18 protein-coding genes and 1 pseudogene are annotated in these 24,927 nt (G+C 59.1%); 10 read left to right on the forward strand and 9 right to left on the reverse strand.

The window, feature by feature from the left end; translation table 11 throughout:
• The first annotated feature begins 214 nt into the window (after positions 1-214).
• The 3 genes from LG290_RS03860 (at position 215) to LG290_RS03870 (ending at position 5,044) form a co-directional block, all read left to right on the forward strand.
• Positions 215-2,584 (forward strand): mechanosensitive ion channel domain-containing protein, encoded by a 2,370-nt coding sequence (locus tag LG290_RS03860; RefSeq protein ID WP_499837018.1) that lies wholly within the window; start codon positions 215-217, stop codon positions 2,582-2,584.
• 183 nt (positions 2,585-2,767) lie between these two features.
• Positions 2,768-4,198, forward strand: coding sequence for a hypothetical protein (locus LG290_RS03865; protein ID WP_499836320.1), 1,431 nt, complete (start codon positions 2,768-2,770; stop codon positions 4,196-4,198).
• Positions 4,199-4,351: 153 nt separating this feature from the next.
• Positions 4,352-5,044 carry a CBS domain-containing protein gene (locus LG290_RS03870; RefSeq protein ID WP_499836321.1) on the forward strand — a complete coding sequence of 231 codons (693 nt, stop codon included), beginning with the start codon at positions 4,352-4,354 and terminating at the stop codon, positions 5,042-5,044.
• 92 nt (positions 5,045-5,136) lie between these two features.
• On the opposite strand, the gene LG290_RS03875 is transcribed toward LG290_RS03870, so the two are convergent.
• Together LG290_RS03875 and pta are read right to left on the reverse strand one after the other, a co-directional pair.
• Positions 5,137-6,267: an aminotransferase class V-fold PLP-dependent enzyme gene (locus tag LG290_RS03875; protein WP_499836322.1), complete on the reverse strand. Its 1,131-nt coding sequence runs from the start codon at positions 6,265-6,267 to the stop codon at positions 5,137-5,139.
• Positions 6,268-6,384: 117 nt separating this feature from the next.
• Positions 6,385-8,598, reverse strand: a complete 2,214-nt coding sequence (pta, locus tag LG290_RS03880; RefSeq protein WP_499836323.1) for a phosphate acetyltransferase — start codon at positions 8,596-8,598, stop codon at positions 6,385-6,387.
• Positions 8,599-8,824: 226 nt separating this feature from the next.
• Between pta and LG290_RS03885 the strand changes: the two genes are divergently transcribed.
• Positions 8,825-9,325, forward strand: coding sequence for a porin family protein (locus tag LG290_RS03885; RefSeq protein WP_160417329.1), 501 nt, complete (start codon positions 8,825-8,827; stop codon positions 9,323-9,325).
• Between the two features lie 117 nt (positions 9,326-9,442).
• Here the strand turns inward: LG290_RS03885 and LG290_RS03890 are convergent, their stop codons facing one another.
• Positions 9,443-10,051, reverse strand: a complete 609-nt coding sequence (locus LG290_RS03890) for a YceI family protein (RefSeq protein WP_499836324.1) — start codon at positions 10,049-10,051, stop codon at positions 9,443-9,445.
• 2 nt (positions 10,052-10,053) lie between these two features.
• The gene (locus tag LG290_RS03895; protein WP_499836325.1) at positions 10,054-10,728 is read right to left on the reverse strand and encodes a CDP-alcohol phosphatidyltransferase family protein; all 675 of its coding nucleotides are present in this window, start codon (positions 10,726-10,728) and stop codon (positions 10,054-10,056) included.
• A gap of 315 nt (positions 10,729-11,043) precedes the next feature.
• Between LG290_RS03895 and LG290_RS03900 the strand changes: the two genes are divergently transcribed.
• From LG290_RS03900 to LG290_RS03915, 4 genes and pseudogenes are all read left to right on the forward strand, one after another.
• The gene (locus LG290_RS03900; protein ID WP_499836326.1) at positions 11,044-12,054 is read left to right on the forward strand and encodes a zinc-dependent alcohol dehydrogenase; all 1,011 of its coding nucleotides are present in this window, start codon (positions 11,044-11,046) and stop codon (positions 12,052-12,054) included.
• Between the two features lie 20 nt (positions 12,055-12,074).
• Positions 12,075-12,482, forward strand: a complete 408-nt coding sequence (locus LG290_RS03905) for a 6-pyruvoyl trahydropterin synthase family protein (RefSeq protein ID WP_160417325.1) — start codon at positions 12,075-12,077, stop codon at positions 12,480-12,482.
• Positions 12,470-14,392: a glycosyltransferase gene (locus LG290_RS03910; protein ID WP_499836327.1), complete on the forward strand. Its 1,923-nt coding sequence runs from the start codon at positions 12,470-12,472 to the stop codon at positions 14,390-14,392. Before LG290_RS03905 ends, LG290_RS03910 begins: the two co-directional genes overlap by 13 nt.
• A 2-nt stretch (positions 14,393-14,394) precedes the next feature.
• Positions 14,395-15,198 (forward strand): annotated as a pseudogene (locus LG290_RS03915) (lysylphosphatidylglycerol synthase transmembrane domain-containing protein); the annotation flags it as partial.
• 108 nt (positions 15,199-15,306) lie between these two features.
• Here LG290_RS03915 and LG290_RS03920 read toward each other — a convergent pair.
• A complete protein-coding gene (locus LG290_RS03920; RefSeq protein ID WP_499837019.1) occupies positions 15,307-16,356 on the reverse strand; it encodes a RibD family protein in 1,050 nt (349 codons plus the stop codon).
• On the opposite strand from LG290_RS03920, the gene LG290_RS03925 reads away from it, so the two are divergent.
• Positions 16,252-17,358, forward strand: coding sequence for a GTP cyclohydrolase II (locus LG290_RS03925; RefSeq protein ID WP_499836328.1), 1,107 nt, complete (start codon positions 16,252-16,254; stop codon positions 17,356-17,358). The two genes, LG290_RS03920 and LG290_RS03925, sit on opposite strands and share 105 nt — an antisense overlap.
• 63 nt (positions 17,359-17,421) lie before the next feature.
• On the opposite strand, the gene LG290_RS03930 is transcribed toward LG290_RS03925, so the two are convergent.
• Positions 17,422-18,204 (reverse strand): creatininase family protein, encoded by a 783-nt coding sequence (locus tag LG290_RS03930; RefSeq protein ID WP_499836329.1) that lies wholly within the window; start codon positions 18,202-18,204, stop codon positions 17,422-17,424.
• A 210-nt stretch (positions 18,205-18,414) separates the two neighbouring features.
• Between LG290_RS03930 and LG290_RS03935 the strand changes: the two genes are divergently transcribed.
• Positions 18,415-20,550 (forward strand): PhoX family protein, encoded by a 2,136-nt coding sequence (locus LG290_RS03935; protein WP_499836330.1) that lies wholly within the window; start codon positions 18,415-18,417, stop codon positions 20,548-20,550.
• Between the two features lie 25 nt (positions 20,551-20,575).
• Here the strand turns inward: LG290_RS03935 and LG290_RS03940 are convergent, their stop codons facing one another.
• From LG290_RS03940 to LG290_RS03950, 3 genes are read right to left on the reverse strand one after another with little or no spacing between them, the layout of a single operon-like run.
• On the reverse strand, positions 20,576-21,361 hold the full coding sequence (locus LG290_RS03940; protein ID WP_499836331.1) for an FkbM family methyltransferase: 786 nt from the start codon (positions 21,359-21,361) through the stop codon (positions 20,576-20,578).
• Positions 21,354-23,237 (reverse strand): glucans biosynthesis glucosyltransferase MdoH, encoded by a 1,884-nt coding sequence (mdoH, locus tag LG290_RS03945; RefSeq protein ID WP_499836332.1) that lies wholly within the window; start codon positions 23,235-23,237, stop codon positions 21,354-21,356. Before mdoH ends, LG290_RS03940 begins: the two co-directional genes overlap by 8 nt.
• The gene (locus tag LG290_RS03950) at positions 23,224-24,768 is read right to left on the reverse strand and encodes an OpgD/OpgG family glucan biosynthesis protein (protein WP_499836333.1); all 1,545 of its coding nucleotides are present in this window, start codon (positions 24,766-24,768) and stop codon (positions 23,224-23,226) included. Before LG290_RS03950 ends, mdoH begins: the two co-directional genes overlap by 14 nt.
• Positions 24,769-24,927 lie beyond the last annotated feature (159 nt).

Here is a 24,927-nt window from a genome sequence, read left to right on the forward strand (position 1 = left end):
GTGAGGTGAACGAATATCACCTTAAGTCTATCATACCCCCGGTTGGTCTTAGCCACAGGCCGCCACCCTTGCCAGCCAGGAGAAGCAGGTGCGACAGCACAAGGTAATACAGCAGCCAAGAAAGACGATGTTATTCGAGGCGATGTTATTCAAGATCATGTTATTGAAAACAGAATTAATCAAGACGGGGCTCAAGGCAAACGTAGCCAAGATAATGCTAGGGCTGTTTATCTTCACGGCACTGATGGTGGCGCCGGTACAGGCGCAGACATTGAGCCTGCCGGGGATGAATGGAAACCAGGAAAACACACAAGCGGATAGCGAATCATTTCAACGCTCGTTGGATAACATCATCACCACCTTGGAAGATAGCGAGCGTCGCAATGAGCTGCTGGAGTCACTGCGTGACTTGCAGATGGCCCATGAAGCCGGCGAGGAACCCGGTGCGCGCCAGGGCCTACTGGGTGCGCTGGCGGACACCTTGACTGACTTGGGGGAGCAGGCGGAGGCCGACACATCACCCATTAACGAATGGTCGCGCCAGCTATCCCAAGGGGCGGAAGACCTGCGTAACCTGATGGAAAGTGCCGATGCCAGTGAAGCCATTCGTGTCAGCGCCAGCGGGGCAATTCTGGGGCTGGTCTGGGTTGGCTCGCTAGTGATGCTGATTGCTCTTGGGCGCTTGTTGGCCCGGCGTCGACAGTGGCCGCTGGATCTGCCGCGTGATCCCCCGGCCTGGCTGCTGGCGGTGCATTTTCTGCGACGCATGCTGCCTTGGGCACTCGCTTTCGTGTTGGTGCTGGGCGTATCCCAGCTGTTGGCTTATAGCCCAGGGCGCGTGCTGGTACTGGTGTTGGCCTATGTATGCCTATTCGGGCGGGCGTTGTCGGTGGTGTTTGAAACCGTCATTGCGGTGTTCAGTCGTGGGCACCGGTTTACCGCCGTGCAGCTTCTACAGCGACGCGCGCTGCGTTGGTTATTCGTCATCGGCGCCTTGATTGCGCTGGGCGATGCGGTCAATTCCAGCCGCCTTGTAGACATGCTGGGGGAAGAGCTTTCAAGCCTGGTATCGGTCTTGGCAAACATGCTGGCGGCACTGATCAGTGCGCGCTTCATCCTCAAGTTCAAGCGCCCGATTCGCCATTTGATCTGTAACCGTTCTTACCCTCAGCGGCGTGATGCGGGAACCGTGGTTGAATTGGTCCGGGTACTGGGCGCGCTCTGGCATGTGCCAGCATTGCTGGTGGTCGGCGGCTCGTTGTTGGCAATTTTCATTACCGTGGGAGGGGTAGGTACTGCACTGGCACGCTCGATCATATCGGCTGGCTTGCTGGTACTGACGCTGGTGGTCACAGGACTGCTGCGTCGCCATGCCGAGCGTATGGGCAAGCGTCGCCATCATCATCGGCGTAGCCAGTATCGTAAACGACTGGAGCGCTTCGGTTATGTATTGGGGCATATCTGCGCATGGGGGATCTTTGCCGAGCTCTCTGTCCAGGTATGGGGTGGTTCGTTGTGGGGATGGGGGCAGCAAGGCATGGCCAGTGCGCGTATCGGCCAGGCGATTGCGAGTCTCGGGCTTACGCTACTACTGGCTTGGTTGATCTGGATTTTTGCCGACACCGCGATTCAGCGTGCTCTGACCTCATCGGCGCGCTCGCGGGGGCGGCGTGTCAACCAGGCACGAGCCCAAACGATTACCCCAATGATCCGTAATGTGATCTTCGTCACCATTCTGATCATTACGGCCATTGTGGGGCTGGCGAACCTAGGGGTAAATGTGACCCCGCTGTTGGCAGGTGCCGGTGTCATCGGTCTGGCGCTGGGTTTTGGTGCCCAGACCTTGGTGCAGGATTTGATCACCGGTATTTTCATTCTGATCGAAGATTCACTGGCGGTGGATGATTTCGTGCAGATCAACAGCCACACGGGGACGGTGGAAGGACTGACTCTGCGTACCGTGCGCCTGCGTGACCTGGATGCGGTAGTGCATATCATCACCTTCAGCCGGATTGAGTCAATTCACAACATGTCGCGCCAGTTCGGCATCGCCCTGATGCGGATTCGTGTGCCGCATGCCATGCCGATCGACGATGCCATGCACTTGATGCAGGAAACCGCGATGGAACTGCGCAAGGATCCCATGATGCGTCACCACATCTGGTCACCGCTGGAACCCCAGGGGATTGATCGTTTTGATGAAGGTGGGGCTATCTTGCGGATGCGCTTTCGTACCGCGCCGGAAATGCAGTGGGACGTGGCGCGCGCCTTCAACCTGTTGCTCAAGCAACGTATGGAAGAGCAGGGGCTGGATATGGCGATGCCCCGCATGAGCATCAGTGTGGAAGGCAAAACCGGCGAACTGGAAGACAAAGCCGGCGACTCATTGGAACCCAAAACCGAGCATGATAGTCGACGGGTTCACCCCGCCGCTCCCCAGGAGGCGCCTCGGCCGACGGAGGCAGAGTACGCCAAAGGTGATGAATACAAGCAAGCAGGGTTACGGCGTTCCCAGGCTCATGCCCAGGGCGACCCCGGCAGCCAGGCCTATGCTTCCAGCGATGGCGAGCAAGGTGATAAGTAACTTAAATATTCATAGGCCTGTTTGATATGTTGAAAATGGACGAAGGCTTGGGCAGCTAGCTGTTTCTCGTCACGTTTTAATGAACATGGCGGGAAATGGTCGCTCTGGATCAGTATGACAACCTCGGTACCATATCCATATGGTATAACCTTAAGGCATCCAGTAGAGCAGGAGTTTGTTCGGGTGATCAGCGTAGAACGCAAAAACGGCTTTCAGTTGCGCCTGTCCCGTACGCTTCAGGAGGAAACTTCTCACCATCTGGACGTGTATTTGTTCGTTCCCAGCGAACTGGGGCTGAGTACGCAAGTCATCTCCGAAGACGTGCTCTACCACAGTGGCGTGCATGTCACGCGGACCTATTACAGCGATGAACATCACCTGCCGTTGGTATATAGCCGGCTGTCCAGCCGCAATCGTCTGGGCACGGAACATTACCGGCTTAACTTGAGCCTGTATGCCTATCAATACGTCGTGGCCATGGAACGCAGCACCCAGGCGATGCTGGAGAATGTTCGGATTCTGCGCAAGGCGTGGCGCGATGAAGAGCTGCAAAGGGACGACCCGACACAGCAGCGACTCGGCCCCGAACTGGAAGCTCAATTGACCGAAGTCAGCGAGCTGAGTGAAGGCATTCTCAAGCGCCTGAGACGTAACCGGCCCAAGGATGAAGCGCTGCACAAGTACTTTGCCAATGTCGACAACTACCTGTCCTGGTTTACCGAACAACAACTGCTGGCGTTGGTGGCGCATTTACCGCGAGGAAGTGAGTTTTCCGAGGTTCGTCGGCATTTCGTTGACCTGTGCCGATATGAAAGTGACTACCGCCAGCAGCGACAGTACAACGCCGAACGCGTCAACCGAGATCCGACGCGCATGTCCAACAAGATGCGCCTGTTGCGCCGTCTGATTGAATATCCGATCACCTTGAAACAGCGTACTCAGGAACTCGGGGGAGGAGAGCAAAGAGCGGTCAAGGGCTTGGCCACGGCCGTGGTGATGGTTTTTGTCTCGCTGGGTCTTTTATACCTGCGCAACTACATGGGCGACGTGACAGCCTTGCTGGTGCTGGCCATTGCGCTGCTGTATGCCATGCGGGAAGTCTTCAAGGATGATTTACGCAATACCTTGTGGCGCCTGTTGCGCAAGGGACGTCCCAAGTGGCGGCGTCACTATTTCGATGCCACCCATAATGTATTGGTCGGGCGCCAGTTGGAATGGTTCGATTACACGCGCTTTGCCTCGCTTGACGAGGATATTCGACGCGTGCGCAAACGCAAGGTGGCACAACGAGAAGAGGTCATCGTTCATTATCGCTCCAGCTCACGGATGTCGCCGACCCGTTTTCTCAGTGGTTATCAGCATACCCGTGAGATCCTGTCGCTGGATATTGGCATGCTGACGCGTTTGATGGGCAAGGAAAAGCATTACATCTATCGGCTCAAGGATGGACAGGCAATGCGCGAAAGCGTCGAACGTCGCCATCTGTTCAATCTGGTGGTGAAGGAAAGTGGCAGTGGTTCGTCACCGTTGTTAGCGCGTTGGAAGGTGGTGGTAAGCCGTTCGGGTATCGTGGTGGTGGAGAAGGTCCATGAAGAAGGCGGTGATGCTTACTGAGCTGTATCAAGTAAGTCATTGCCCCGAGGCATGGAAGATCGCGGCATGTCGCATTCCAAACTAGAATTACAAGAGAGTGTTCTCGCCACACCAGGGGTCCCAAGCCACTGCAAGTCATTGAAAGCCAATGCAAGCCAGGAACGAGGTAATATCATGCAAGCAAACGATGTCATGACCCAGAATGTGATCACGGTAGAACCGGATACTCAAGTACGCGAAATCGCCAGACTGTTGATGGAAAACCGAATCAGTGCAGTGCCGGTGGTCAATGCCGAAGGCAAGGTGCTGGGTATCGTCAGTGAAGGGGACTTGATGCGTCGGGTGGAAAACGGCACCGATCAACGCAAATCCTGGTGGCTGAAATCAATTTTTACCGGGGCCAACGACGCCGGATCCTACGTCAAGTCTCATGGGCGCAAGGCGAGTGAGATCATGACCCCGAAGCCATTGACCATCGAGGAGAGCATGCCGCTGGAAGATGTGGCCCGGTTGCTCGAAAAGCATCACATCAAGCGTGTACCGGTGGTGCGTAACGACAAACTGGTGGGAATCGTGAGTCGTGCCAATCTATTGCAGGGCCTGGCATCGACCAGTACCCAGCCTTCCGAGGCGCCGGCGGATGATCGCGCCATCCGTGACGCCATCATGAAGGAGATCGAAGACAATGCCGGGGTGCGCATCGGCGGCATCAACGTTCTGGTGGAAAACGGCAACGTGGAACTTTGGGGATTGGTCGATGCCCCGGAGCAGCGCACTGCGGCACAGGTAGCCGCTGAAAATACCAACGGAGTGAAGAAAGTAGAAAATAACCTGGGCTTGGCTCCCAGAGGAGTCGGCGGTTATTGAGCCACCACTTTTGAGCCGCCAAACCCAAGGCCGCTGGGCGAATGCCCAGCGGTGTATCCCATCGATTCGTGTCTTGTAGACCGTTTCCGGAATCAGGCCGTTGTGGCTTGAACGATGGCGGCTTCCAGAGACTTCACGCTGCGCTGGGTATGGTGAAGCTTTTCCAGGCCGAACAACCCGATACGAAAGGTCTGAAACCCCTCGCCTTCATCGCACATCAGCGGAACGCCGCCGGCCACCTGCACTCCTGCCTGCGCCAGCTTGGCTACCATGGCCGGGTCTTCGCTATAACAGACCACCACGCCAGGCGCTTCGAAGCCGGGTGCTGCGACACTCTTGAAACCGTGACGTTCGAGCATGGCGCGGGTGTCGCGGCCCAGGCGCTGTTGTTCGAGCTTGACCTTGTCAAAGCCGTAGTCGCGGGTCTCGAACATGATGTCGCGTAGCCGATTCAGGCTGTCGGTGGGCATGGTGGCGTGGTAAGCATGACCGCCGCTTTCATAGGCCTGCATGATGGTGTGCCACTTGCCCAGATCACAGGCGAAACTGCTGCTGATGGTTTCGCCCAGCCGGGCTGTGGCGCGCTCGGAAAGCATGACCATGGCGCAACAGGGCGGGCCGCTCCAGCCCTTCTGCGGTGCGCTGACCACCACATCGATACCCAATGCCTCCATGTCGACCCAAAGCGTGCCGGCGGCAATGGCATCCAGCACGAACAAGCCTCCGACCTCATGCGTCGCCTGAGTGAGCTGCTGAATGTAATCGTCCGGCAACAGCAGACCGGCCGAAGTTTCCACCTGGGGGGCAAAAACCACCGCGGGTTTTTCGGCACGAATCTGGGCCACGGCCTCTTCGATCGGTGCCGGCGCAAAAGGGGAGTGCGGGTCGTCAGCGTCCAGGCGCCGAGCCTTGAGAACTGTCTGCTGGTGCGTGATGTGTCCCATGTCGAGGATTTGCGTCCAGCGATAGCTGAACCAGCCGTTGCGAATCACCAGGGTTTTTTGGTCGGTAGCGAACTGGCGAGCCACCGCTTCCATGCCGAAGGTGCCACTGCCGGGAACGATCACTGCCGCATGGGCGTGGTAGACCTCTTTCAAGGTAGCGGATATATCCCGCATCACCCCTTGAAACCGCTGAGACATATGATTCAAGGAGCGGTCGGTGTAAACCACGGAATATTCCAGCAACCCATTCGGGTCGACATCGGGTAGCAGGCCAGTCATGCAGTTCTCCTGTGCGACAACCCTCGCCCGTCAGAGCGAGAAGTATGTTGAATACGAGTAACGAGAGCTCAGAGCATAAGTGGGTTTGGCCTGCCAAACCAGCTCTGTCGGGTTAGCTCATTCAGTGGTAGCTGCCTCTCTGTGCCGTGCCACTTCGCTATTCTGGGTGGCCTGAATGACGGTCAAGGCGATGGTATACACGATATCGTCCACCAGAGCCCCGCGTGAAAGATCGTTCACCGGCTTGTTCAAGCCTTGCAGCATGGGACCCACGCTCACCACTTGAGCGCTACGCTGTACGGCCTTGTAAGTGGTATTGCCGGTATTGAGATCGGGAAAGATGAAAACTGTGGCACGTCCGGCCACCGGCGAATCCGGCGCTTTTTGCCGGCCGACGCTTTCGATGGCGGCGGCATCGTACTGCAGCGGGCCGTCGATCAATAGGTCCGGGGCGCGCGCTCGGGCCAGTCGGGTGGCCTCGCGGACCTTCTCGACATCCACACCACTACCTGATGAGCCAGTGGAATAACTGATCATCGCCACTCTCGGCTCGATGCCGAAGGCCTGGGCGGAGCGCGCGCTTTGCAGGGCGATTTCCGCCAAGGTGTCGGCATCCGGGTCGGGAATCACCGCGCAGTCGCCATAGACCACTACCTGTTCCGGCAGCAGCATGAAAAAGATTGATGACACATTGCGGTATTCAGGGGCGGTCTTGATCAGCTGAAATGCTGGACGCACGGTATTGGCGGTGGTATGCACCGCACCGGAGACCAGACCGTCGACTTCATCGAGTTGCAGCATCATGGTGCCGAGCACCACATTGTCGTGAAGCTGGGCCTCTGCGGTAATCTCGTTGAGTTTGCCATGCCGTAATTTCACCATGGGCTTGATATAACGGGTACGGATGCTGTCAGGGTCGATGATTTCCAAATCTTCGGGAAGTGTGAGGCCGCGATTGCGCGCCACATTTTCGATCTCTTCGCGGTCGCCCAGCAGCACGCAGTCGGCGATGCCGCGACGCTGACAGAGGATCGCGGCTTCCACGGTGCGCGGTTCGTTACCTTCGGGCAGCACCACCCGTTTCTTGTTTTCCTGCGCCAGTTTGACCAACTGGTAGCGAAAGGCCGAGGGCGAGAGGCGGCGGGTATAGCCCCGGCTCAGGTTTTCCTTCAGCCATTCCAGGTCGATATGCGCGGCAACGAAACGGGCAATCTTCTCGGCACGCTCCAGGTCATCCATGGGAATTTCGTTGTTCATGCGGCTGAGGTTGGTCGCCGTGGTCAGGCTATCGGTATCCACGGTAAGCACCGGTAGGCCGGTATTGAGTGCCGGACGGCACATTTCGATCATGTTGTCGTTGGGCATGTAGCCGTTGGTCAGTAGTATCCCGGCAAGTCGCGTGCCGTTCATGGTGGCAAGTGCCGTGGCCAGTATCACGTCATCACGATCGCCGGAGGTCACCACTAAGCTTCCGGGCTTGAAGATATGCAAGGCGTTGGCGGCGCTACGCGCGCACAGACTGGTGGAGAGCACGCGTCGACTGACCGCCTCGCCTTCATTCAGCAGACGTGCTTCCAGCGCCCGGGCCACATCCAGCGTGCGGGGAGCGCTCAAAGCCTTGCTATAAGGCACCACGCCGATCAAATGAAAACGCTCGGTGGCCAAGGCCGGCGAGTAGCGTTGCAATTCATCCAGCACCGGTTTCTCCAGCCGGGCATTGGCCGTGCCTGGGGCGGGAGCCAGACTGTCCTCGTCATAAGGCAGATTCTTCATTCGCATCAGAATGCAGCCCAAGGTTCGGCTGGAACTGACGCCGCCAAAGCTTCTGGCGTGCATGTCGAGCTGTTCGGCCAGTGCCTGGGGTTCGTTCAGGTCACCGGTGCCCACCAGAATGATCCGCGCATTAAGTGCATGCGCCAGTTGGGCATTGGTCTGGGTGGCATAAGTGGTGTGCTGTGTGGGAACGACGCCTTCCACTACCACCAGATCCAGCGCACTGCCATCGCGATAGGCTTGGCGCATAACCTGGTCGTAAAGCTCGATCACGTTTTCCATTAGCTCGTCGAGATGGTTGTCGCGCAGCAGATGCTCCAGGCGAGCTTGGGAGATCGGCGGGGGAGGGCGTTGGTTCAAGGTACGTGACACCAACGCCGTGGAGTGATCCTGGCCCGAGCCGTTGAATTCATCTTGCATGAACGGCTTGAGAAAACCGGCTTTCAGACCGATGGTGTCCAGCGCCTGGATCAGCCCCAGGCAGGCCGACGTCAAGCCTGCGCCGATGCTAGTGGGTACCAATAGGATGCATTGTGGCTGATCGGATTGGGTAGGCATTATGGCATCTCCAGGAAGGGTGAAGGACAGCAGCGCATGCGGATCTAACTGCAGTGACTAGGCGGAAGACGCCTACTTTAGTTCAATATATTGCGCTGCGACAAATACGAGCTGCATAAACACCAACACAAGCAAAAAGACAAAAACAGGGTTGCGTGAATCCATGGTATGGACCACATTGAAAGAGAGGTAATAAAACGCCGTTCTTTAACGGAGGTACATAGCTATGAAACCGCTAATTCTCTCTGCAGTCTTGCTAAGCGCGGGGGCTTTCGCTGTATCGGCTCAGGCCCAGCAATGGTCGACATATCCCGAAAGTTACTTGGGTGGCGACGCTATGTGGTGGGAGCTTGACCCGGATGGTGGTGCTTCGTCCTCGGACGACTTCGGCTTGCGCCTACGGGGTGGTGCGCAATTCAATGAGCTCTTCGCTGTGGAAGGGCATTTAGGTACCGGTGGCTCCGATGGTGACGTTAGCCTTGAATACCTGGTAGGCGCCTATGCCAAGGGGATCGTGCCGATTGCCCCGGAACTGCGTGTCTACGGCTTGGTAGGCGTCACCGAGGTGGATTTCGACGTCGAGAGTGAAAGTGACTTTTCCTACGGTTTGGGCGGCGAATTCGACATGACGCCGAACCTCTCGCTGGGGGCGGATTACATGCGTTATCTGGATAAGTCCGATTACACTTTCGACGCCGCCAGCGTGGGGCTGCGCTTGCGTTTTTGATTGAGGCACATCCCCTCATGCTTGTGGCATATGGCGCTCCGTCTTGTATCTTGGCGGAGCGTTTTTGTTGGTTTCGTTATAAAAATGCTGACAAGCTTGCCGTGAATACTGGCGCCGCTATTGTCGTAATGCCTCGAACTCAAAGATCAGTTCGATTTCATCAGCGACCATCTCCTCTTCCAGTGCATAACGCATATCCCAGCGGCTACGTTCGATCGTGGTACGTGCGGAAATTCCCAGCGTGTATTCACCATGTCCGAAAGGATATTCCGTCGCCTTGTTGAGTGTGACGTCAAGTGTCACGGGATGCGTTTCGCCGAGCAGGGTGAGCTCCCCTTCAAGTAGGCCCTGATTGTCGCTTTGTGCGGTGAAACGCGTGGCTTCGAAGACAATCGCTGGGTGGCGCCTGCTATGCAGGAAATCATCGCTTCGCAGATGCTTGTCACGTTCTTCGTGATTGGTAAAAACGCTGTCGGCCGCGATTGTCACTTGCGCCGAATGAAGCGTCTGGCTTTGTTCGTCGTAAATGAATTCGCCTTCAGCCTTCAGAAACATGCCAAGTATCTTGGCGTAGCCGACATGCTCGGCCAGAAAACCGACCGAGAAGTGCTCCGGGTCGATAGCGAATGTTTCCGGTGCCGCCTGAGCTGATGGTGCGCTAAACGCAATGCTGGCAGCCAACAGGGTTGCCGGGGAGCGTTTCAGGACGCTATGGAACAATGTCATGGTCAGGTACCTGCAAGAGATGAAGACGTATGCCGATATAGCCAGCGTACATCGAGTGCAAACGAGACCGTCAAGGCTACCAATGCCGAACTTACAAGGCCCAAGGCAATACCGGATGGTATGAAAGGAAGTAGCGCCAGCAATAACGCCACTATCTGCCAGACACAGATGACCTTGCGTCGCACATTTTCGGGTAACGGGGCCTTCAGCCATGGCCATACATGGCCGCTTAACACAAAAACATAGCGCATGATGCCGATCAACAGCACCCAGGCACTGATGATATCGGCAATCATCAGCCCCAGACAGAGCATCAAGATGAAGAAGGCATCCAGTTCCATGTCGAAACGTGCGCCCAACTCGCTTTGGCAGTTCTGGCGTCTAGCCGCCCAGCCGTCCAGGCCATCTAGCAACAGCGCTAGGGTCGCCATGCCCAGCCAGGTGAGGCGGCGGGCCTCGAAGGAGTCGGGCGTGAACAGGGCGGCTGTGAGTAGCAGGATTAGGATGCCCCGCAACAACGTGATGCGATTGGCCCAGCCAAGCGCACCCTGTCGCCAATGGTGCAATAGCCAGCCTGCGAGTATGGCGTACAGCAGCGTAGCCCCGAGGGTTTGCGCCAGTGTCAGGGAAAGTGGATAAGGTAATGCCGCCAGCAACCAGAGGACAGCTACTCCCAAGACTAGCTCGCCCAACGTGCGCTCAATACGGCGGCTTGAAAATGGGCCTAATGGGTCTGCATCGGAGGAAAAAAGGGCCATGGCATTACCCGCTGGGGAAGATTACGTTCAACATAGCTCAAATAAATTGATGCATAAATATTTTTATGTACCATCCTTGTAGAAGTGTTAACGTCGACCGAACACTTGGCTAAAGCAATGCGATTGAGCCGACCATTGTGAATCAAGGCATGTTTTGTTAACTATCTTTTAAAGCATGTTTCATGAAACGAGTTTTATAAAGCGCATTTTTCTCTTTCGGTTAAGGATTGCATTATGGCTGCGGCGGCTGCTGAAGATTCCCTCATTAAGGCCAAGGCCTTCTGGATGAGCGCCAAGGAGAATGGTGAGCTACGTGAATCACGCCTGGAGTGGCCGCCTCACGCCTCGCAGCCACCTATGGCATTGGTCAAGGCGCTTTACAGTGGTATTAGCCGAGGTACTGAGTCCTTGGTATGGCACTGTCGGGTACCCCCGTCGGAATACCAGCGAATGCGTGCGCCCTTTCAGCAAGGCGAATTTCCGGCGCCGGTGAAGTACGGCTATGCAAGCGTCGGCCAGGTGGAGGAGGGCCCTGAAGAGCTTCTCGGTCAGACGGTTTTCTGTTTGTTTCCCCATCAGGAGCGTTACGTGGTGCCTGTGGATGCCTTGATGCCGCTTCCGGCAATGCTTCCCCCGGAACGTGCGGTGCTGGCCGCCAATATGGAAACCGCGATCAACGGTGTTTGGGATGCCGCTCCCAGCGTCGGCGACCGCATCGCTGTGGTCGGCGCAGGCGTGGTAGGGAGCTTGGTGGCTTGGTTGTGCCAGGCGATTCCCGGCACTCAGGTCAGCTTGATCGATATCAACCCTCAACGCGAAGCCTTGGCCCGCGAGCTGGGCGTTGCCTTTGCCATGCCTGGACAGGCTCCCAGCGAATGCGATTGCGTAATTCATGCCAGCGGCAACCCCGAGGGGTTGCGCCAGGCCCTGACACTTGCCGGGCCCGAGGCAAGCGTCATCGAAATGAGTTGGTACGGCGAACGTGAGGTCACGCTCTCCTTGGGGGAAGCCTTTCATTCACGGCGATTGACCTTGCGTTCCAGCCAGGTGGGAAGGCTACCCACCCAGTGTCAGCCCCGCTGGGGCTATCGGCGCCGCCTTGAGCTTGCCTTGTGCCTGTTGCAAGACCCCTGTCTGGACGCCCTGATCAGCGGCGAAAGCGATTTTTCCGAATTACCCCGTCGCATGGCGACAATTCTGGCGCCAGGCAGTACCGAGCTTTGCCATCGTGTGCGCTATCTCTAACCCCAAGGAGTCCGTTCCCTATGTATCGTCTCTGCGTTCGCGATCACCTCATGATCGCCCACAGCTTTACCGGCGAAGCCTTCGGCCCCGCCCAACGCCTGCATGGCGCCACCTATGTGGTGGATGTGTGCTTTCAGCGTGCTGAGCTGGATACCGATGGGCTGGTGGTGGATATCGGGCTGGCAAGCGAGCGGCTCAAACAGCTGTTGGCGCCCTACAACTACTGCAACCTGGATGAGGTGGAGTCGCTCAAGGGCCATAACACCACCACTGAATTCATGGCCAAGGTGATTTTCGATGCCTTGGCGGGCGCCATCGAGCAAGGTGAACTAGGAGAAGCAGCGCGGGGTATCCAACGTATCGAGGTGACCTTGCATGAATCGCACATCGCCTGGGCGAGCTATGAGGGCGAGCTGTGCAGCGCCTAACATTAGTCGTGGCAGGTGACCCTGGGCAACGCACCGGCGGCTACCTCTATGACGCCCGGGTAGTGAATGAACTGCGCGCCCAAGGCTGGCAGGTAAGCGTGCAGGGGCTTGAAGGCCGTTTTCCCGATGCCGATGCCATCGCCGAGCATGAGCTCGACCAGGCATTGGGTAGCCTGCCCGACCAGGCGCGGGTAGTGCTCGACGGCCTGGCCATGGGCGCCTTGCCCGAAGTGGTGGCGCGCCATGCCCGCCGCCTGGATATCACCGCCCTAGTGCACCACCCACTCTGCGATGAAAGCGGCCTGAACGAGACGCAGAGGCAGCGCTTCAAGGCGCGGGAGCTCAAGGGGCTCTCCTGGGTGAAGCGCATCATCGTTACCAGTGCCTTTACCGCCAGACGCCTGGAACAACTCGCCGCAACGCTGCCAGCCATCGAATTGGCGCGGCGGCATGTGGTGGAACCGGGGGTGGAGGGAGCGCCGCTGAATGCTTTTGATCCACAAAACCCCACTCCGAGGTTGCTGTGCGTGGCCACTCTGACCGAACGCAAAGGCCATGACATTCTGGTGGCTGCGCTGGCTTCGTTACGCGATCTCGATTGGCGATGTGACTGTATCGGTAGCCTGGATCGTGACCCGGCGCAGGTGGCGCGGGTACAGCAACTGATCCAGCAGCAGGGCCTGCAAGACCGGGTTCAGCTGCGCGGTGAGTGCAGCGCAAATGAACTGAATGCCGCCTACGCCGCCAGCGATCTGTTTGTGCTGCCTTCCTGGTATGAAGGTTACGGCATGGTGGTCACCGAGGCGCTATCCCGGGGCATCGCCGTGGTGACCACCCAGGGGGGCGCCCTGGCCGATACCCTGCCGCAGGGCGCGGGGTGGTGCCTGCCCCCCGGCGATATAGATGCATTCAGCCAAGCGCTGCGCCGTTGGTGCGAGTCGCCTGAGCTGCGTCGGACACTGCGCGATGGTGCGGTTCAGGCGCGGGAAACATTAAGCGATTGGCAGGCGGCGGGGCGGGGATTCGCTCAGGCGTTGACGGATTCCCTGCCCGAGGATGGCCGCTTCGAGGCCGACTGGCTGAGCCTGCGCGAAGCGCTAGACGGCAAATCACGCAGCCATCGGCTCACCGGCTTGGCGCATGACTGGCTCGAGCGCCGCCCGGGCACCAAGCGAATTCTGGACTTGGGCAGCGGCACGGGGAGTAATCCACGTTTTCTCGCCCCGCGCTTGCCCGGCCCCCAGCATTGGCGCCTGGTGGACCACGACCCTGGGTTGCTGCAGCAGGCAAGCGCCCCGCAAGCATCGATTCGGGATGCCGCTTCTCGACCCGTCATGCTGACGCCCCAGCGTCGCCACTTGGCCCCGGTGGATGCCGACTTGATGGATGGCGTGGATCTGGTCACCGCTTCGGCACTGTGCGATCTGGTTTCAATGCAGTGGGCGAAATCTTTGGTAGAGGCGTGCCGTCAGCGCCAACAGGCCCTGTTGCTTACCTTGAGTGTCAGCGGCGACTGGCACTTCTTGAACCATGGCGGGGAGGCTATTTCCGATGCGGAGGACGCCATGGTGCTAGGGTTATTCCAGGCGCATCAATCTCGCGACAAGGGGCTGGGAGCCGCCCTGGGAGGGCGCGCGCCCAAGCTTCTGGTTGAATGCCTGCAACAGGCCGGTTACCGCGTGGAACAGGCATCGTCACCCTGGTGCCTGGCCGCCGGAGACCGGCGCTTTCTGCCGTTGGCGCGGGCCTTGGTGAATGGCTGGCATGAGGCCGCCCTGGCTCAGGCGCCCCATCGAAAAGACATGTTGAAGGCTTGGCGTGACCAGCGCCTGGCGGCACTCGGCAACGGCGAGGTGGGCATCTACGTGGGTCATGTGGATATATTCGCCAGCCCCGAGGGTGAGCATTGAGCATGTCGGGATCATTCTGGCGGCCCGTTGCGAGCTTGATCGTGCTTGCAGGGCTTTTTCTGTGGGTATCTCCCCAGCAGGTATTTCAGGAAATACGCGGGCTGGCGCCGGCCTGGGTAATCCTGGCGTTAGTGCTCAGTGGTGGGCAAGTGGCGCTCAGTGCCTGGCGCTGGTGGCTGACCGCCCGCTGTCTGAAGGTGCCGCTGGGTTATGCCCATGCGCTAAAAGAGTATTACCTTGGCCTGTTGGTCAATCAATTGTTACCTGGCGGTGTGGTGGGCGATGCCGGCCGTGCCTGGCGCCATGCGCAACACAGCCGGGCGCGCGGCAGCGCCTGGCGAGCGGTGATCATCGAGCGCACCTCGGGGCAGATGGCGGTGGTTATCTTGACCTTGGCGGCCTTGCTAGCGTCTCCGGTATGGCATGCGGTGCTGGGGTCGGTGGGGCTTGTGCTCTTGCTCGCCCTGAGCGCTTTGCTGATAGTGGCGCTACGCTGGGGGTTACGTAAAAGCCGGCTCTCGCCGCATGGCGGGCCGCGCTGGTGGCAAGCATTGCGTCAAGATATACAGAATGGACTGTTACGTCCGGGTATATGGCCACAACAGCTGGGGGCTTCGTTGCTGGTGGTCTTCAGTTATGGCTTGGTGATGCTGTGTGCCGCCCGGGCGATCGGCGCGGATATTTCCAGCATCACTCTGTTGGCGTTGACGCCACCGCTTTTGCTGGCGATGTTGATTCCCTTTTCGATTGCCGGCTGGGGGCTGCGGGAAGGTGCCGCCGCCGGTGCCTGGGCGTTGGTGGGGCTGCCCCCGGCCCAGGGGGTGGCGATCTCGCTGGCCTATGGCGTGCTGGTATTGCTGGCCAGCTTGCCGGGTGTGTGTTTTATGCTCCGGCACCCATACCGCCCGGTGGGCTCACCCGGAGGCCAGAAGCGTCACATCGAACAAGGTGTCGTCACCGCAGGCGAAACAACGCACCGGGGGACGCAGGGCGGCGTGCAGCGTCTCGATGGGCGGCAGGGTAAGCCCCGGGCGCCCCGAGCCGATCAGCAGCGGTGCGACCAGCAAATGCAGGTGGTGAATCACGCCGGCCTGGATGAAGCGCGAAACGGTAACGCCGCCACCTTCGATCAACACGCGTTTCAGCCCGTGTGCGGCCAAGGCATCGAGCACGGCCTGCGGCTGGAAGTGGCCCTGGGAATCCAGCGCCAGACGCTGTCGGGTGACGTGCCCGGCGGCGTGGGTGTCCAGGCTGACGTTGTCACCGATCAGGTGCAGCGTAGCCGTGGGGCCGTTTTGCAATATTCCGAGTCGCTGCGGAGCGCGGCCACGGGGGTCGAGAATGACGCGAACGGGACTTTCGCCCTCGACGTGCCGCACGCTGAGTTGAGGGTTGTCGGCACTGGCGGTACCCACGCCGATGACCACGGCATCCACCAGTGCCCGCAAGCGGTGCAGGTGGACCAGGCTTTGTGGGCCGTTGATGTAGTGCGAATGGCCGCTTTGCGTGGCGATGCGCCCATCCAGACTTTGCCCCAGCTGCGCGAGTGCCAGCCGCTTTGTGGTTTCGACCAGCGGCGCCAGGCATTCAAGCAGAGAAATCGCTTCCTGGGAAAGGGGAACGGGTCCATGCCACTCGCCCGATACGGTGCGGGTCAATGCAAACGGCGGTGGCTGGCGACGATGCCGCGCGAGCAGCCAGTGCCAGGCTTGGGTCGGTGAAATTTCATCCATAGTCAATAGCGTATCTTCAGTGGGTGGCGTGTCTTGGTGAAGAACCATTGGCCGCATCATGCGGGGCAGTGGCAAGGAGCACAAGCCCCATCCATCGACGCCATCATCACCGCTTGGGAGGTGTTTATGCACCAGGTTGAACGTGCCATTTTCGATATTCGTCGAGGTTTGCCGGTGGTGTTGCAGTCCGGTGATGAACTGCTGCTGGTCCAGGCGCTGGAAGGCAATCATTCGGTACGTACATTGAGCGCCTTGGCAAAAGCATCTCCGGCGCTGGTGATGACTCGGCATCGCCTGGCCGCCTTGGACGTAACGCTAGACGCTGAGGCGGGTCGCTTGCCGCTGCACGATGAACTGAGCGAAGCGGAACTCTCGATGTTGTCGGTAGCGCCTCTCGCTGAACAGCCGCCCGCCAAGCCACGCCTGAACGGTCTGGAGGCCGCAAACGCTGCAGAACAGGCGGCGTTGACCTTGATGCGCCGCGCCTTGCTGGTACCGGCGGCCTTGTGCGCAAGAATTGACCGCCAGCAGCACGACGCTATCGTCGAACAGATACACCAAGGCAGCTTGCTAAGGGTGTCGCTGGAAGCGGCTCAGGCGTGCTTGCATGGAGCGCCGGGCATGCTCAAGCGTGTCAGTGAAGCGCGTATTCCGCTTGCCGAGGCCGCCGAGGCACGTTTCGTACTGTTTCGCGAGCCCGATGGCATGCGCGAGCATGTGGCGGTGATCATCGGTGAACTCGATATTGAACGTGCCGTTCCGCTGCGGCTGCATTCGGCGTGCCTGACCGGCGATCTGTTCGGCAGTTTGCGCTGCGACTGCGGCGAGCAGTTACGCAACGCCGTGGCGGACATTGATGCCATGGGCGGCGGCGTGCTGCTGTATCTCGCCCAGGAAGGCCGCGGGATCGGGCTGGCCAACAAGCTGCGTGCCTACACGCTTCAAGACAGCGGGCTGGATACCCTGGATGCCGACCAGGTGCTGGGGTTCGGCGAGGATGAGCGCCAGTACAGCGTGGCGGTGGACATGCTCGATGCCCTGGATATTTCCCGAGTGCAGCTTTTGACCAACAACCCCACGAAAATCTCGGCGCTGACCCAGGGCGGCATAGAGGTGGTGTCGCGTCAGGCGCTGTACGGTAGCCTGACCGACCATAACCACCGTTATCTGAGCGCCAAGGCTGAACGTGCCGGGCATTTGCTGGATGCCATCCTCGGTGACTTACCACGCTGAGAACCTTTTTGGATGCCGGCTGCTTCGATACCGGCTGTTTCGGTATCAACTACCGGCACGTGATCAACGTGCGGGTAGTCGCATGGAAGCAAGCTCCACCGCCACATCGGCAAGCCCTGCGGCGTAGTGTTCGACCAGACGGCGTCCAAGCTCGGCACTGGCCAGAGTGGCGTTGCCGGCCAAACCTTCCGGTGTCAGGTCTTCGGCCAGCCAGGCAAGCGATGCCTGACCTTCCAGGCCCAAGCGACCGTCTTGGGCTGTGCCGCTGCAAGTGAAGTTGCCCGCATGCTGCATGGTGACTTTTTCGGGCGCCAGATGCAGCATCATGGCGGTTTCCACGGCCCCGCCATGCAGGCCGTGGCGCCATTCGTTGGTGGGCAGCAGGTCCACCGGTGGCGACAGGCGCGTGTAAGTGGTCTTGGCTACCCACATGGCATGGCGCCGGCGTAAGGTGAGAGCGGCGATATCCATCACCGCCTTGTTGCCGCCATGGCTATTAAGCAGCACCAGTCGTTTGATACCGGCGCGCGCCAGGCTGTCGCCATAGGCTTCCAGAGTGGCAATGGCTAGAGGCGCGGGTAGGCTCAGGGTGCCACTGAAACTGATATGTTCGTCACTGGCGCCTACCGCCAAGGCGGGTAAACACAGAACGTCTGGGGTGGCGTGGCGAGATGCAAGGGCTTGCAACATGGCTTCCTGCAAACCCAGGCCGATATCCAGGTCCGTGGAAAGCGGTAGATGAGCGCCATGCTGTTCGATAGCACCGAGTACCAGCACCGCCACCGGGTCGCGTTCGGCGCAGGCGGCCAACTCCGGCCCGCTCAAATCATGCCAGTGAGCTTGCATGCCTTCTCCTTTTCTCATGGATTTTCCGAGTGACGTATCTATCGACTCGGAGACGCCGCCAGCCCCGCCTCGTCAGGTCACTTTCAATCACTGATTACTCTGCCCCTTCATAAAACTAACATCAACGGCTCATTCAACTGTCATTTGTAGAACTTACCGTTCCCGGTGACTAGCTTTTGTGCTAACAACCGATTCACAAGCGAGGCCACCATGAGTAAGCAGATCGAAGATCATCGCCTATTTAACCATAGCGGCAACCAGCCCTTTGCCGAGGTGCTTGCCAAGCATGTATCGCGCCGTGATGTGATGCGCGGAGGGCTGGGGTTAGCCGCCGCCTCCATGCTGGGCACGGGGGTGACCTCTAAAGCCTTGGCCTCAGTATCCGACAGGAAACCGCTGGCGCTCGCCTTCGAAGCGATTAGCGGGGCGCACAAGGACGCCGTGGTCGTGCCGGAAGGTTACACCGCTCAGGTTCTCGTGCCTTGGGGCACCCCGCTGAAGGCCGGCGGCCAGTGGCATCCTGCCCAGGCGATGACCGCCGAGCAACAGGCCGCCAGTGTCGGCATGCACCATGACGGCATGGCCGGCTTTGCACTCGACAGCCAGAGTGCGTCGCATCGCTTTGTGCTGGCGTTGAATAATGAGTACATCGATCAAGACGCTCTTTGGTCAACCCAGGGTGGCCCGACCAATGCCGAAGAAGGCAAACGCCCGGCCGAGGAGTCACGCACTGAAATCAATGCTCATGGGGTGACGCTGGTGGAAGTTCAGAAGGATGGCGAAGGCCGCTGGACGCATGTGCCTGGTTCGAGCTACAACCGCCGCCTTACCAGTGCCACGGTGATGGATCTGGGTGGCCCCGTAGCGGGCAGCGACTACGTCAAGACCCGCTTCTCGCCGAACGGTGCCCAGACACGCGGCACCAACAACAATTGCGGTAACGGTGTCACTCCGTGGGGCACCTACATTGCCTGTGAAGAGAACTGGCCGAATATTTTCGTCAACACTGGCGAACGTTTCATCGACGATGCGCGTATCGGCATACCGACCGAGCGCAGCCGCTACGGTTGGGAAACCGCCGCCGGTGATGCCAGTGAAAGTGGTGACGAATTCGCGCGTTTCGATATCACTCCGCGCGGAGAAGATGCCATCGATGACTACCGCAACGAAGCGCGTACCTTTGGCTATCAGGTCGAAGTCGACCCTTACACGAATCAGCATGCGGTCAAGCGTACGGCGCTTGGCCGCTTCCGCCACGAAGGGTGCTGGATAGGCAAGCTGGAAGCGGGTGAGCCGGTCGTTTTCTATTCCGGCCACGATGCGCGCAACGAGTATGTCTACAAATTTGTTTCCGAGGCGTCCTGGGATCCGGCGGATGGCAATCGCCCTGGCGAGCAGTATGACCGCCTGGCCATCGGTGCCAAATACATGGATGAGGGCACCCTCTACACCGCGCGCTTCAACGCCGATGGCAGTGGCGAATGGCTGCCTCTGACGCCCACCGCCACCAGCCGCGACGGGCGCCGGCTGGCTGACGCGCTCGGCCTGGCCGAGGATGACCTGGCGGGTATTATCGTGCATACCTGCGATGCGGCTGACCTGATGGGGGCCACACCGATGGATCGCCCCGAATGGGCCACCGTTGATCCGGCTTCCGGTGAGGTTTACCTGACGCTGACCAACAACAGCCAGCGCACCGAAAAAGCCAGCTCTCCCACCTATACCAACGAGGGTGAAGACATTGCCCAGCCGGGTATCGGCTTCAAGACAGCGCCGACCAACGCGGCCAACCCGCGCCCCGACAATGGAGCGGGGCATATCATCCGCTGGTGTGATGATAAGCACAGCAATGCCTTCGGCTGGGAAGTGTTTGTTTTCGGCGCCGGTGTCAACGACGCAGATAACCTGTCTGGTCTGACGGAGCAGAACCAGTTCGCCAGCCCCGATGGCTTGTGGTTCGACGAGCGCGAAGGCGGTGAGGGCATCCTCTGGATTCAGACCGACAACGGCTATGAAAGCATTACCCAATACACCAACGATCAGTTGCTTGCCGTGGTGCCCAGCGCGCTGAAGGCGGGTAAGAGTGGCGGCGACCCTGTGGTGAAGCAGAACAATCAGCACCATATCAAGCGGTTTGCCGTCGGCCCGAACGGCTGCGAGGTCACCGGTATCTTCACCACGCCTGACAAGACGGCGCTGTTCATCAACATTCAGCATCCGGGCAATTGGCCCGCGGACGACGCTTCGTTGGCACAAGATGCCACCCGTGAAGCATCGGGCAGCGTACGTCCTCGTGCAGCCACCGTGGTCATTCAGAAAAAAGATGGAGGCCCGGTGGCCGTCTGAAGCAGCATGAGCGCACTGAGCCCGGCTAATTGAACAACGAATGATCCGAACGACAGGCGTAGATATCGCCCGAGGCCATGGCGTCTGCGCCGTCTTTCAACCATTGCTCCATCCTGTGTGCCGGTTGCCAGTGTGGCCAAAGAAAATGGCGCTGCTCGCCACTCACGGCGTTATAGCGATAATCGCCCAACTGCTCCAGGCGGGAAATACAGGCATTGCCCACACTCAGGGCACCCGCCACGACTTCAAACGACAGCGCCGGTACGGCATGGCTGAGCCCTTTCAGCACCTCTGCTTCAAAGCCTTCGACGTCGATCTTGATAAAGGCCGGTTGGCCGTGCTCACCAATCAACGCATCCAGGGTGGTCACCGGCACCCTGAGTCGCTGCTCCCAACGAACCTGACGAAAATCGGGGTTGCGTTGGCCGATCTGCTCACGCCATTCGCTTGCCAGCGTCGCCAGTGTCGGGTGGGTGGTGCTGAGGGCGATGTCAGCATGGCCCGCCTGAGCGCCGGCCGCCATCTCCAGCAAGGTGATCGACCGGCTTCCCAGCAAGCGGGCAAGCCAGCGAGCCAGTTCCGGCTGTGGTTCCAGGGCGACCACTTGGGCGCCCAGGCTGCGAAAAGCGGCGCTGCGATCACCCAGGTGGGCGCCCACGTCGAAGGCGATATCGCCCGGCGCCATGAACGGTCGATACAACCGCTGCAAGCTTGTCTGACGACCGGGGCGCCAGTAGATGAATAATGACCGTCCCAGCCCGACGGCACCTTTTAGCCGCTGGGTAAGCGACGTCTCGACCCTTTCAGTCATCCAGTGAATTCCTTGGAGTGGCCCTGAGTGGCAGCTTGTCCCGGCTCGAAAAGCGGCGAAACGATTGAACCGGCATCTCTTTTGCCTGGTGTGGCGGCGGTTCTAGAAGCCGCTCGGCTACCGGCATGCCGCGATCCAGGCAGGCGGAAAAATGACCCAGGACATTGGCTTCGGCGTATTCGACAGGCACCCCGAGCAAGGGCCGGGAGAGCGACCGGCTGGACAGTTGCACGACCAGCGTGGCCAGACTCAACCCCAGCCAGACGGGCAGCAGCCAGACTGCCGCATTGAGTGTCAACAGATAAAGCGCCACTGCCCATAGCATACCTGCCAGGCTGATCCAGCGCGTATGGCGCCAAGCTTCTCTCCAGGTGACGGCGCGATCGGTACGTTGCTGAGGAAGCCAAGTGATGCTTTGACCACTCAGCATCGCCAGCAGGAAAAAACTATGGAGCACCATCATGAGCGGTGCGATCAATACCGCGAAAGCGCTTTCCAGAAGGGCATTCACTGCCAGGCGTATACGGCCGCCAAAGGCCTGCGGACGTTGTATCAATGCCAACGACACACCGAGCAGTTTGGGCATCAATAATAAACTCAGCGTGATGCCCAGCAGTGTCCAGGCGTGAGGCGGCACCTCTCGAACGCTTGCAGAACCGGACGTGGCAAAGACGATATCCACTTGATAGAACGCCACGATCAGCAGCCACAGGAAAGATGCCATATAACTGAAAGCCCCCAGCAGGAAATGCAGACGGTTCAATGGGTGCAGGCCTGAACCTCCCAGCAGGCGCAAATGTTGCAGATTGCCTTGTAACCAACGCCGGTCACGATTGGCGTAGTCGAGCAGATTGCCGGGCAGGCCTTCGAAGCTTTCGTCCCAGTGGGTGTCGAGCAACACCTTCCAACCGCCGCGCCTTAGCAGGGCGGCTTCGACGAAATCATGGCTGAGCAGGTAACCACCCCAGGGAGCCGGGCCGCTGAGGGTGGGCATGCCGCAGTGGGCCATGAAGGCATGGGTGCGAACGATGGCGTTATGGCCCCAGAAATTGGCGGCATCGCCTTGCCAGAAACTCTGCCCCACCGCCAACATCGGGCTATAAAGGGTGGCAGCGAACTGAACCATGCGGCCGAACATACTGCGCTGGCCGATGGGAATCGGTACGCTTTGAATCAGGCCCACATCCGGCTGGCGCTGCATTGCGCCAATCATGCCTAACAGAGGGCGTCCGCCCATCAGGCTATCGGCATCCAATACCACAAAATAGCTGTAACGGCGCCCCCAGCGTTCACAGAAATCCATCAGGTTACCGGCTTTTTTCCCTTTATTTTCCTCTCTGCGGCGATAGTGCACCCTAAGCTTTCCGGCCAGGCGTTGCTGCAATCCGGCGACTAGGGCTTGCTCCCGGGCAGCAATTTTCGGATCTTGGGTGTCGCTCAACACAAACGCCTCGATATGCGCATCGACCGGCCCGTTCGCCTCTTCCAGCAACGACAGACAACTCGCTTCAAGACCGGCAAGCGTCTGTTCCGGTGGCTCGTTGTAAATCGGCATGATCAGGGCGGTGCGGCTAGATAGCTGGGTGGAATCCGCCTCACCACGGCACGATGTGGGCAAAAGCGTTATCGGGTCGCGCCTGGCCAGCATCAGCACAAATCCGATGAGGGAACTCCAGAATGCCACCGTCAACCAGCTGAAGGTAAGTGTGAACAGCAACCAGGCGCCTACTTTCAGGGGTGTCAGCCCGACCTGCTGAATCAGCTGCCACATCATCAGGCTGCCGAGCGTGCTGCTGCCTAATGTGAGGATGGCGAAAACAAGGCGGCGTGTGCCTTGCCAGGCAATGGCGGTAGCTGCGCGCTCAGTCGGGGACATCGCTACCTCGCTTGACGCCGAGTGCGTCAAGCTCCTCGGGGTACCAGGTAAAGTGCCAGGTTTCACTCAATGGGCGCCCGTGCAGCGCCAGCCATAGGCGTATGTCGGCGGGCTCGTGAGAACTGTCGACACGAAAGCTGGCTCGCCAATCGCCGTTGGGCAGGCGGTGAACCTGAAGGTCGGAGATTTGGCTTTTCCCGGCCTCCAGCCTCGCTTGTACGGGTTGCCCGGCCGATAAACCGGAAAGCTGGTCACCCTGAAAATCGATGATGAAGCGGCGTTGGGTAACGGGGTTGGCTTCTTGGCTTCCGGGAATGCCTACCGAGCCTTGACGCGTACGCACGACCTTGGCCAATGCATGTCGGGCAAGGTCCGCATCGAAGGTATGTGTCATGTACCGGTAATGGCGGCTATTGCCCGCCTGCATGGCTTCGGCAGGTACCCAGTAGGCAACGATATTGTCATGGGTTTCATCCGGGGTGGGCAGTTCGACCAATTCGACGTGACCTTCCCCCCATGACTCCAATGGCTCGATCCATTGGCTGGGGCGACGATGATAATGCGCTTCTCTATCCAGATAATGACTGAAACGCCGCTTGCGCTGTACCAGCCCGAAGCCTCCGGGCGAGGCATCCTGAAAGGCGGAAATGCGTGGCCTGCGTGGATTGTGCAATGGATGCCAGATCCATTCGCCGTGCCCGGTTTGAGTCAGAAGCCCCTCGGAATCATGCACCCGAGGCCGAAAATCATCCGGCGGCGCGACACTGGTGTCACCATGGGTAAACATGCTGGTAAGCGGAGCGACACCCAGCTTGTCGATATCCCGGCGAGCGAACAGCCGGGCCTCGACGTCCACACGGCTCTGGTGGCCGGGTTGGATATCGAAACGATAGGCGCCGCTGAGCGAGGGGCTATCCAGCAGGGCCAATACCGTCATGTGGGTGTCCTCGGCCTGGGGTTTGACCAGCCAGAATTCACGAAACTCGGGAAACTCCTCGCCGCCGGGGGAGGCGGTATCGATTGCCAGGCCACGGCCGGAAAGTCCATAGGCTTGGTTGCGTCCCACCAGACGAAAGTAGCTGGCGCCCAGAAACACCATGAATTCGTCGGCGTAGTCGGCATTATTGAGGGGGAAATGCAGACGAAACCCGGCATGGCCGGCACCGCTCAAGTCTTCCTCGAGCAGCCCGGCAGCGTCATCATCGTAGCGATAGAAGTCGCTGGAGAACTCCAGCGGTGTGATTTGGCCTTCCTCGATGAGAAACAGCTTCACCGGTGTCTGAAACAGAAAGCCACTGTGAAACAGCTGTACCGAGAACAGACTCTCGTCTTTCCATATCGCCTGTGCCGGGTCGAAGCGAATCTGGCGGTAACCATCGTAATCCAGCGTTTGAAGCGCGGCAGGCAATTTGGCACTTGATGCCTGATAAGAGACTTCAGCCAAGCGTTGCGCACGTTCGGTGAGTTGGGAAAAATACGCCTTGGTTTCGGCATTCACCACACCTGACAACAGGATGTATAGCAGGGTCATGCTTGACGCATTTTTCAGCATCGGACTTTTCAGTAACGGGCTTGTCAGCAAAAGGCTTGGCAGCCGCAAGAAGGGCATGGACTCGCATCCTTGAAGATAATGAAAATAACCCGGCCGCAAGGCGTGAATAAGTGCAACAATAATTGTACGCTTGAACAG

This window comes from Halomonas sediminis, from assembly GCF_044871105.1.
GTDB lineage: Bacteria > Pseudomonadota > Gammaproteobacteria > Pseudomonadales > Halomonadaceae > Vreelandella > Vreelandella zhuhanensis.

What these genes read in the sequence shown, in the direction of transcription:
- LG290_RS03875 (WP_499836322.1), bottom strand. Translation starts at nt 6,267, where the DNA reads ATGACTGGCCTGCTACCCGATGTCGACCCGAATGGGTTGCTGGAATAT.
- LG290_RS03885 (WP_160417329.1), top strand. Translation starts at nt 8,825, where the DNA reads ATGAAACCGCTAATTCTCTCTGCAGTCTTGCTAAGCGCGGGGGCTTTC.
- LG290_RS03940 (WP_499836331.1), bottom strand. Translation starts at nt 21,361, where the DNA reads ATGACTGAAAGGGTCGAGACGTCGCTTACCCAGCGGCTAAAAGGTGCC.
- pta (WP_499836323.1), bottom strand. Translation starts at nt 8,598, where the DNA reads ATGCCTACCCAATCCGATCAGCCACAATGCATCCTATTGGTACCCACT.
- mdoH (WP_499836332.1), bottom strand. Translation starts at nt 23,237, where the DNA reads ATGTCCCCGACTGAGCGCGCAGCTACCGCCATTGCCTGGCAAGGCACA.
- LG290_RS03935 (WP_499836330.1), top strand. Translation starts at nt 18,415, where the DNA reads ATGAGTAAGCAGATCGAAGATCATCGCCTATTTAACCATAGCGGCAAC.
- LG290_RS03950 (WP_499836333.1), bottom strand. Translation starts at nt 24,768, where the DNA reads ATGACCCTGCTATACATCCTGTTGTCAGGTGTGGTGAATGCCGAAACC.
- LG290_RS03890 (WP_499836324.1), bottom strand. Translation starts at nt 10,051, where the DNA reads ATGACATTGTTCCATAGCGTCCTGAAACGCTCCCCGGCAACCCTGTTG.
- LG290_RS03905 (WP_160417325.1), top strand. Translation starts at nt 12,075, where the DNA reads ATGTATCGTCTCTGCGTTCGCGATCACCTCATGATCGCCCACAGCTTT.
- LG290_RS03930 (WP_499836329.1), bottom strand. Translation starts at nt 18,204, where the DNA reads ATGCAAGCTCACTGGCATGATTTGAGCGGGCCGGAGTTGGCCGCCTGC.
- LG290_RS03925 (WP_499836328.1), top strand. Translation starts at nt 16,252, where the DNA reads ATGCACCAGGTTGAACGTGCCATTTTCGATATTCGTCGAGGTTTGCCG.
- LG290_RS03870 (WP_499836321.1), top strand. Translation starts at nt 4,352, where the DNA reads ATGCAAGCAAACGATGTCATGACCCAGAATGTGATCACGGTAGAACCG.
- LG290_RS03860 (WP_499837018.1), top strand. Translation starts at nt 215, where the DNA reads ATGCTAGGGCTGTTTATCTTCACGGCACTGATGGTGGCGCCGGTACAG.
- LG290_RS03900 (WP_499836326.1), top strand. Translation starts at nt 11,044, where the DNA reads ATGGCTGCGGCGGCTGCTGAAGATTCCCTCATTAAGGCCAAGGCCTTC.
- LG290_RS03920 (WP_499837019.1), bottom strand. Translation starts at nt 16,356, where the DNA reads ATGATTGCCTTCCAGCGCCTGGACCAGCAGCAGTTCATCACCGGACTG.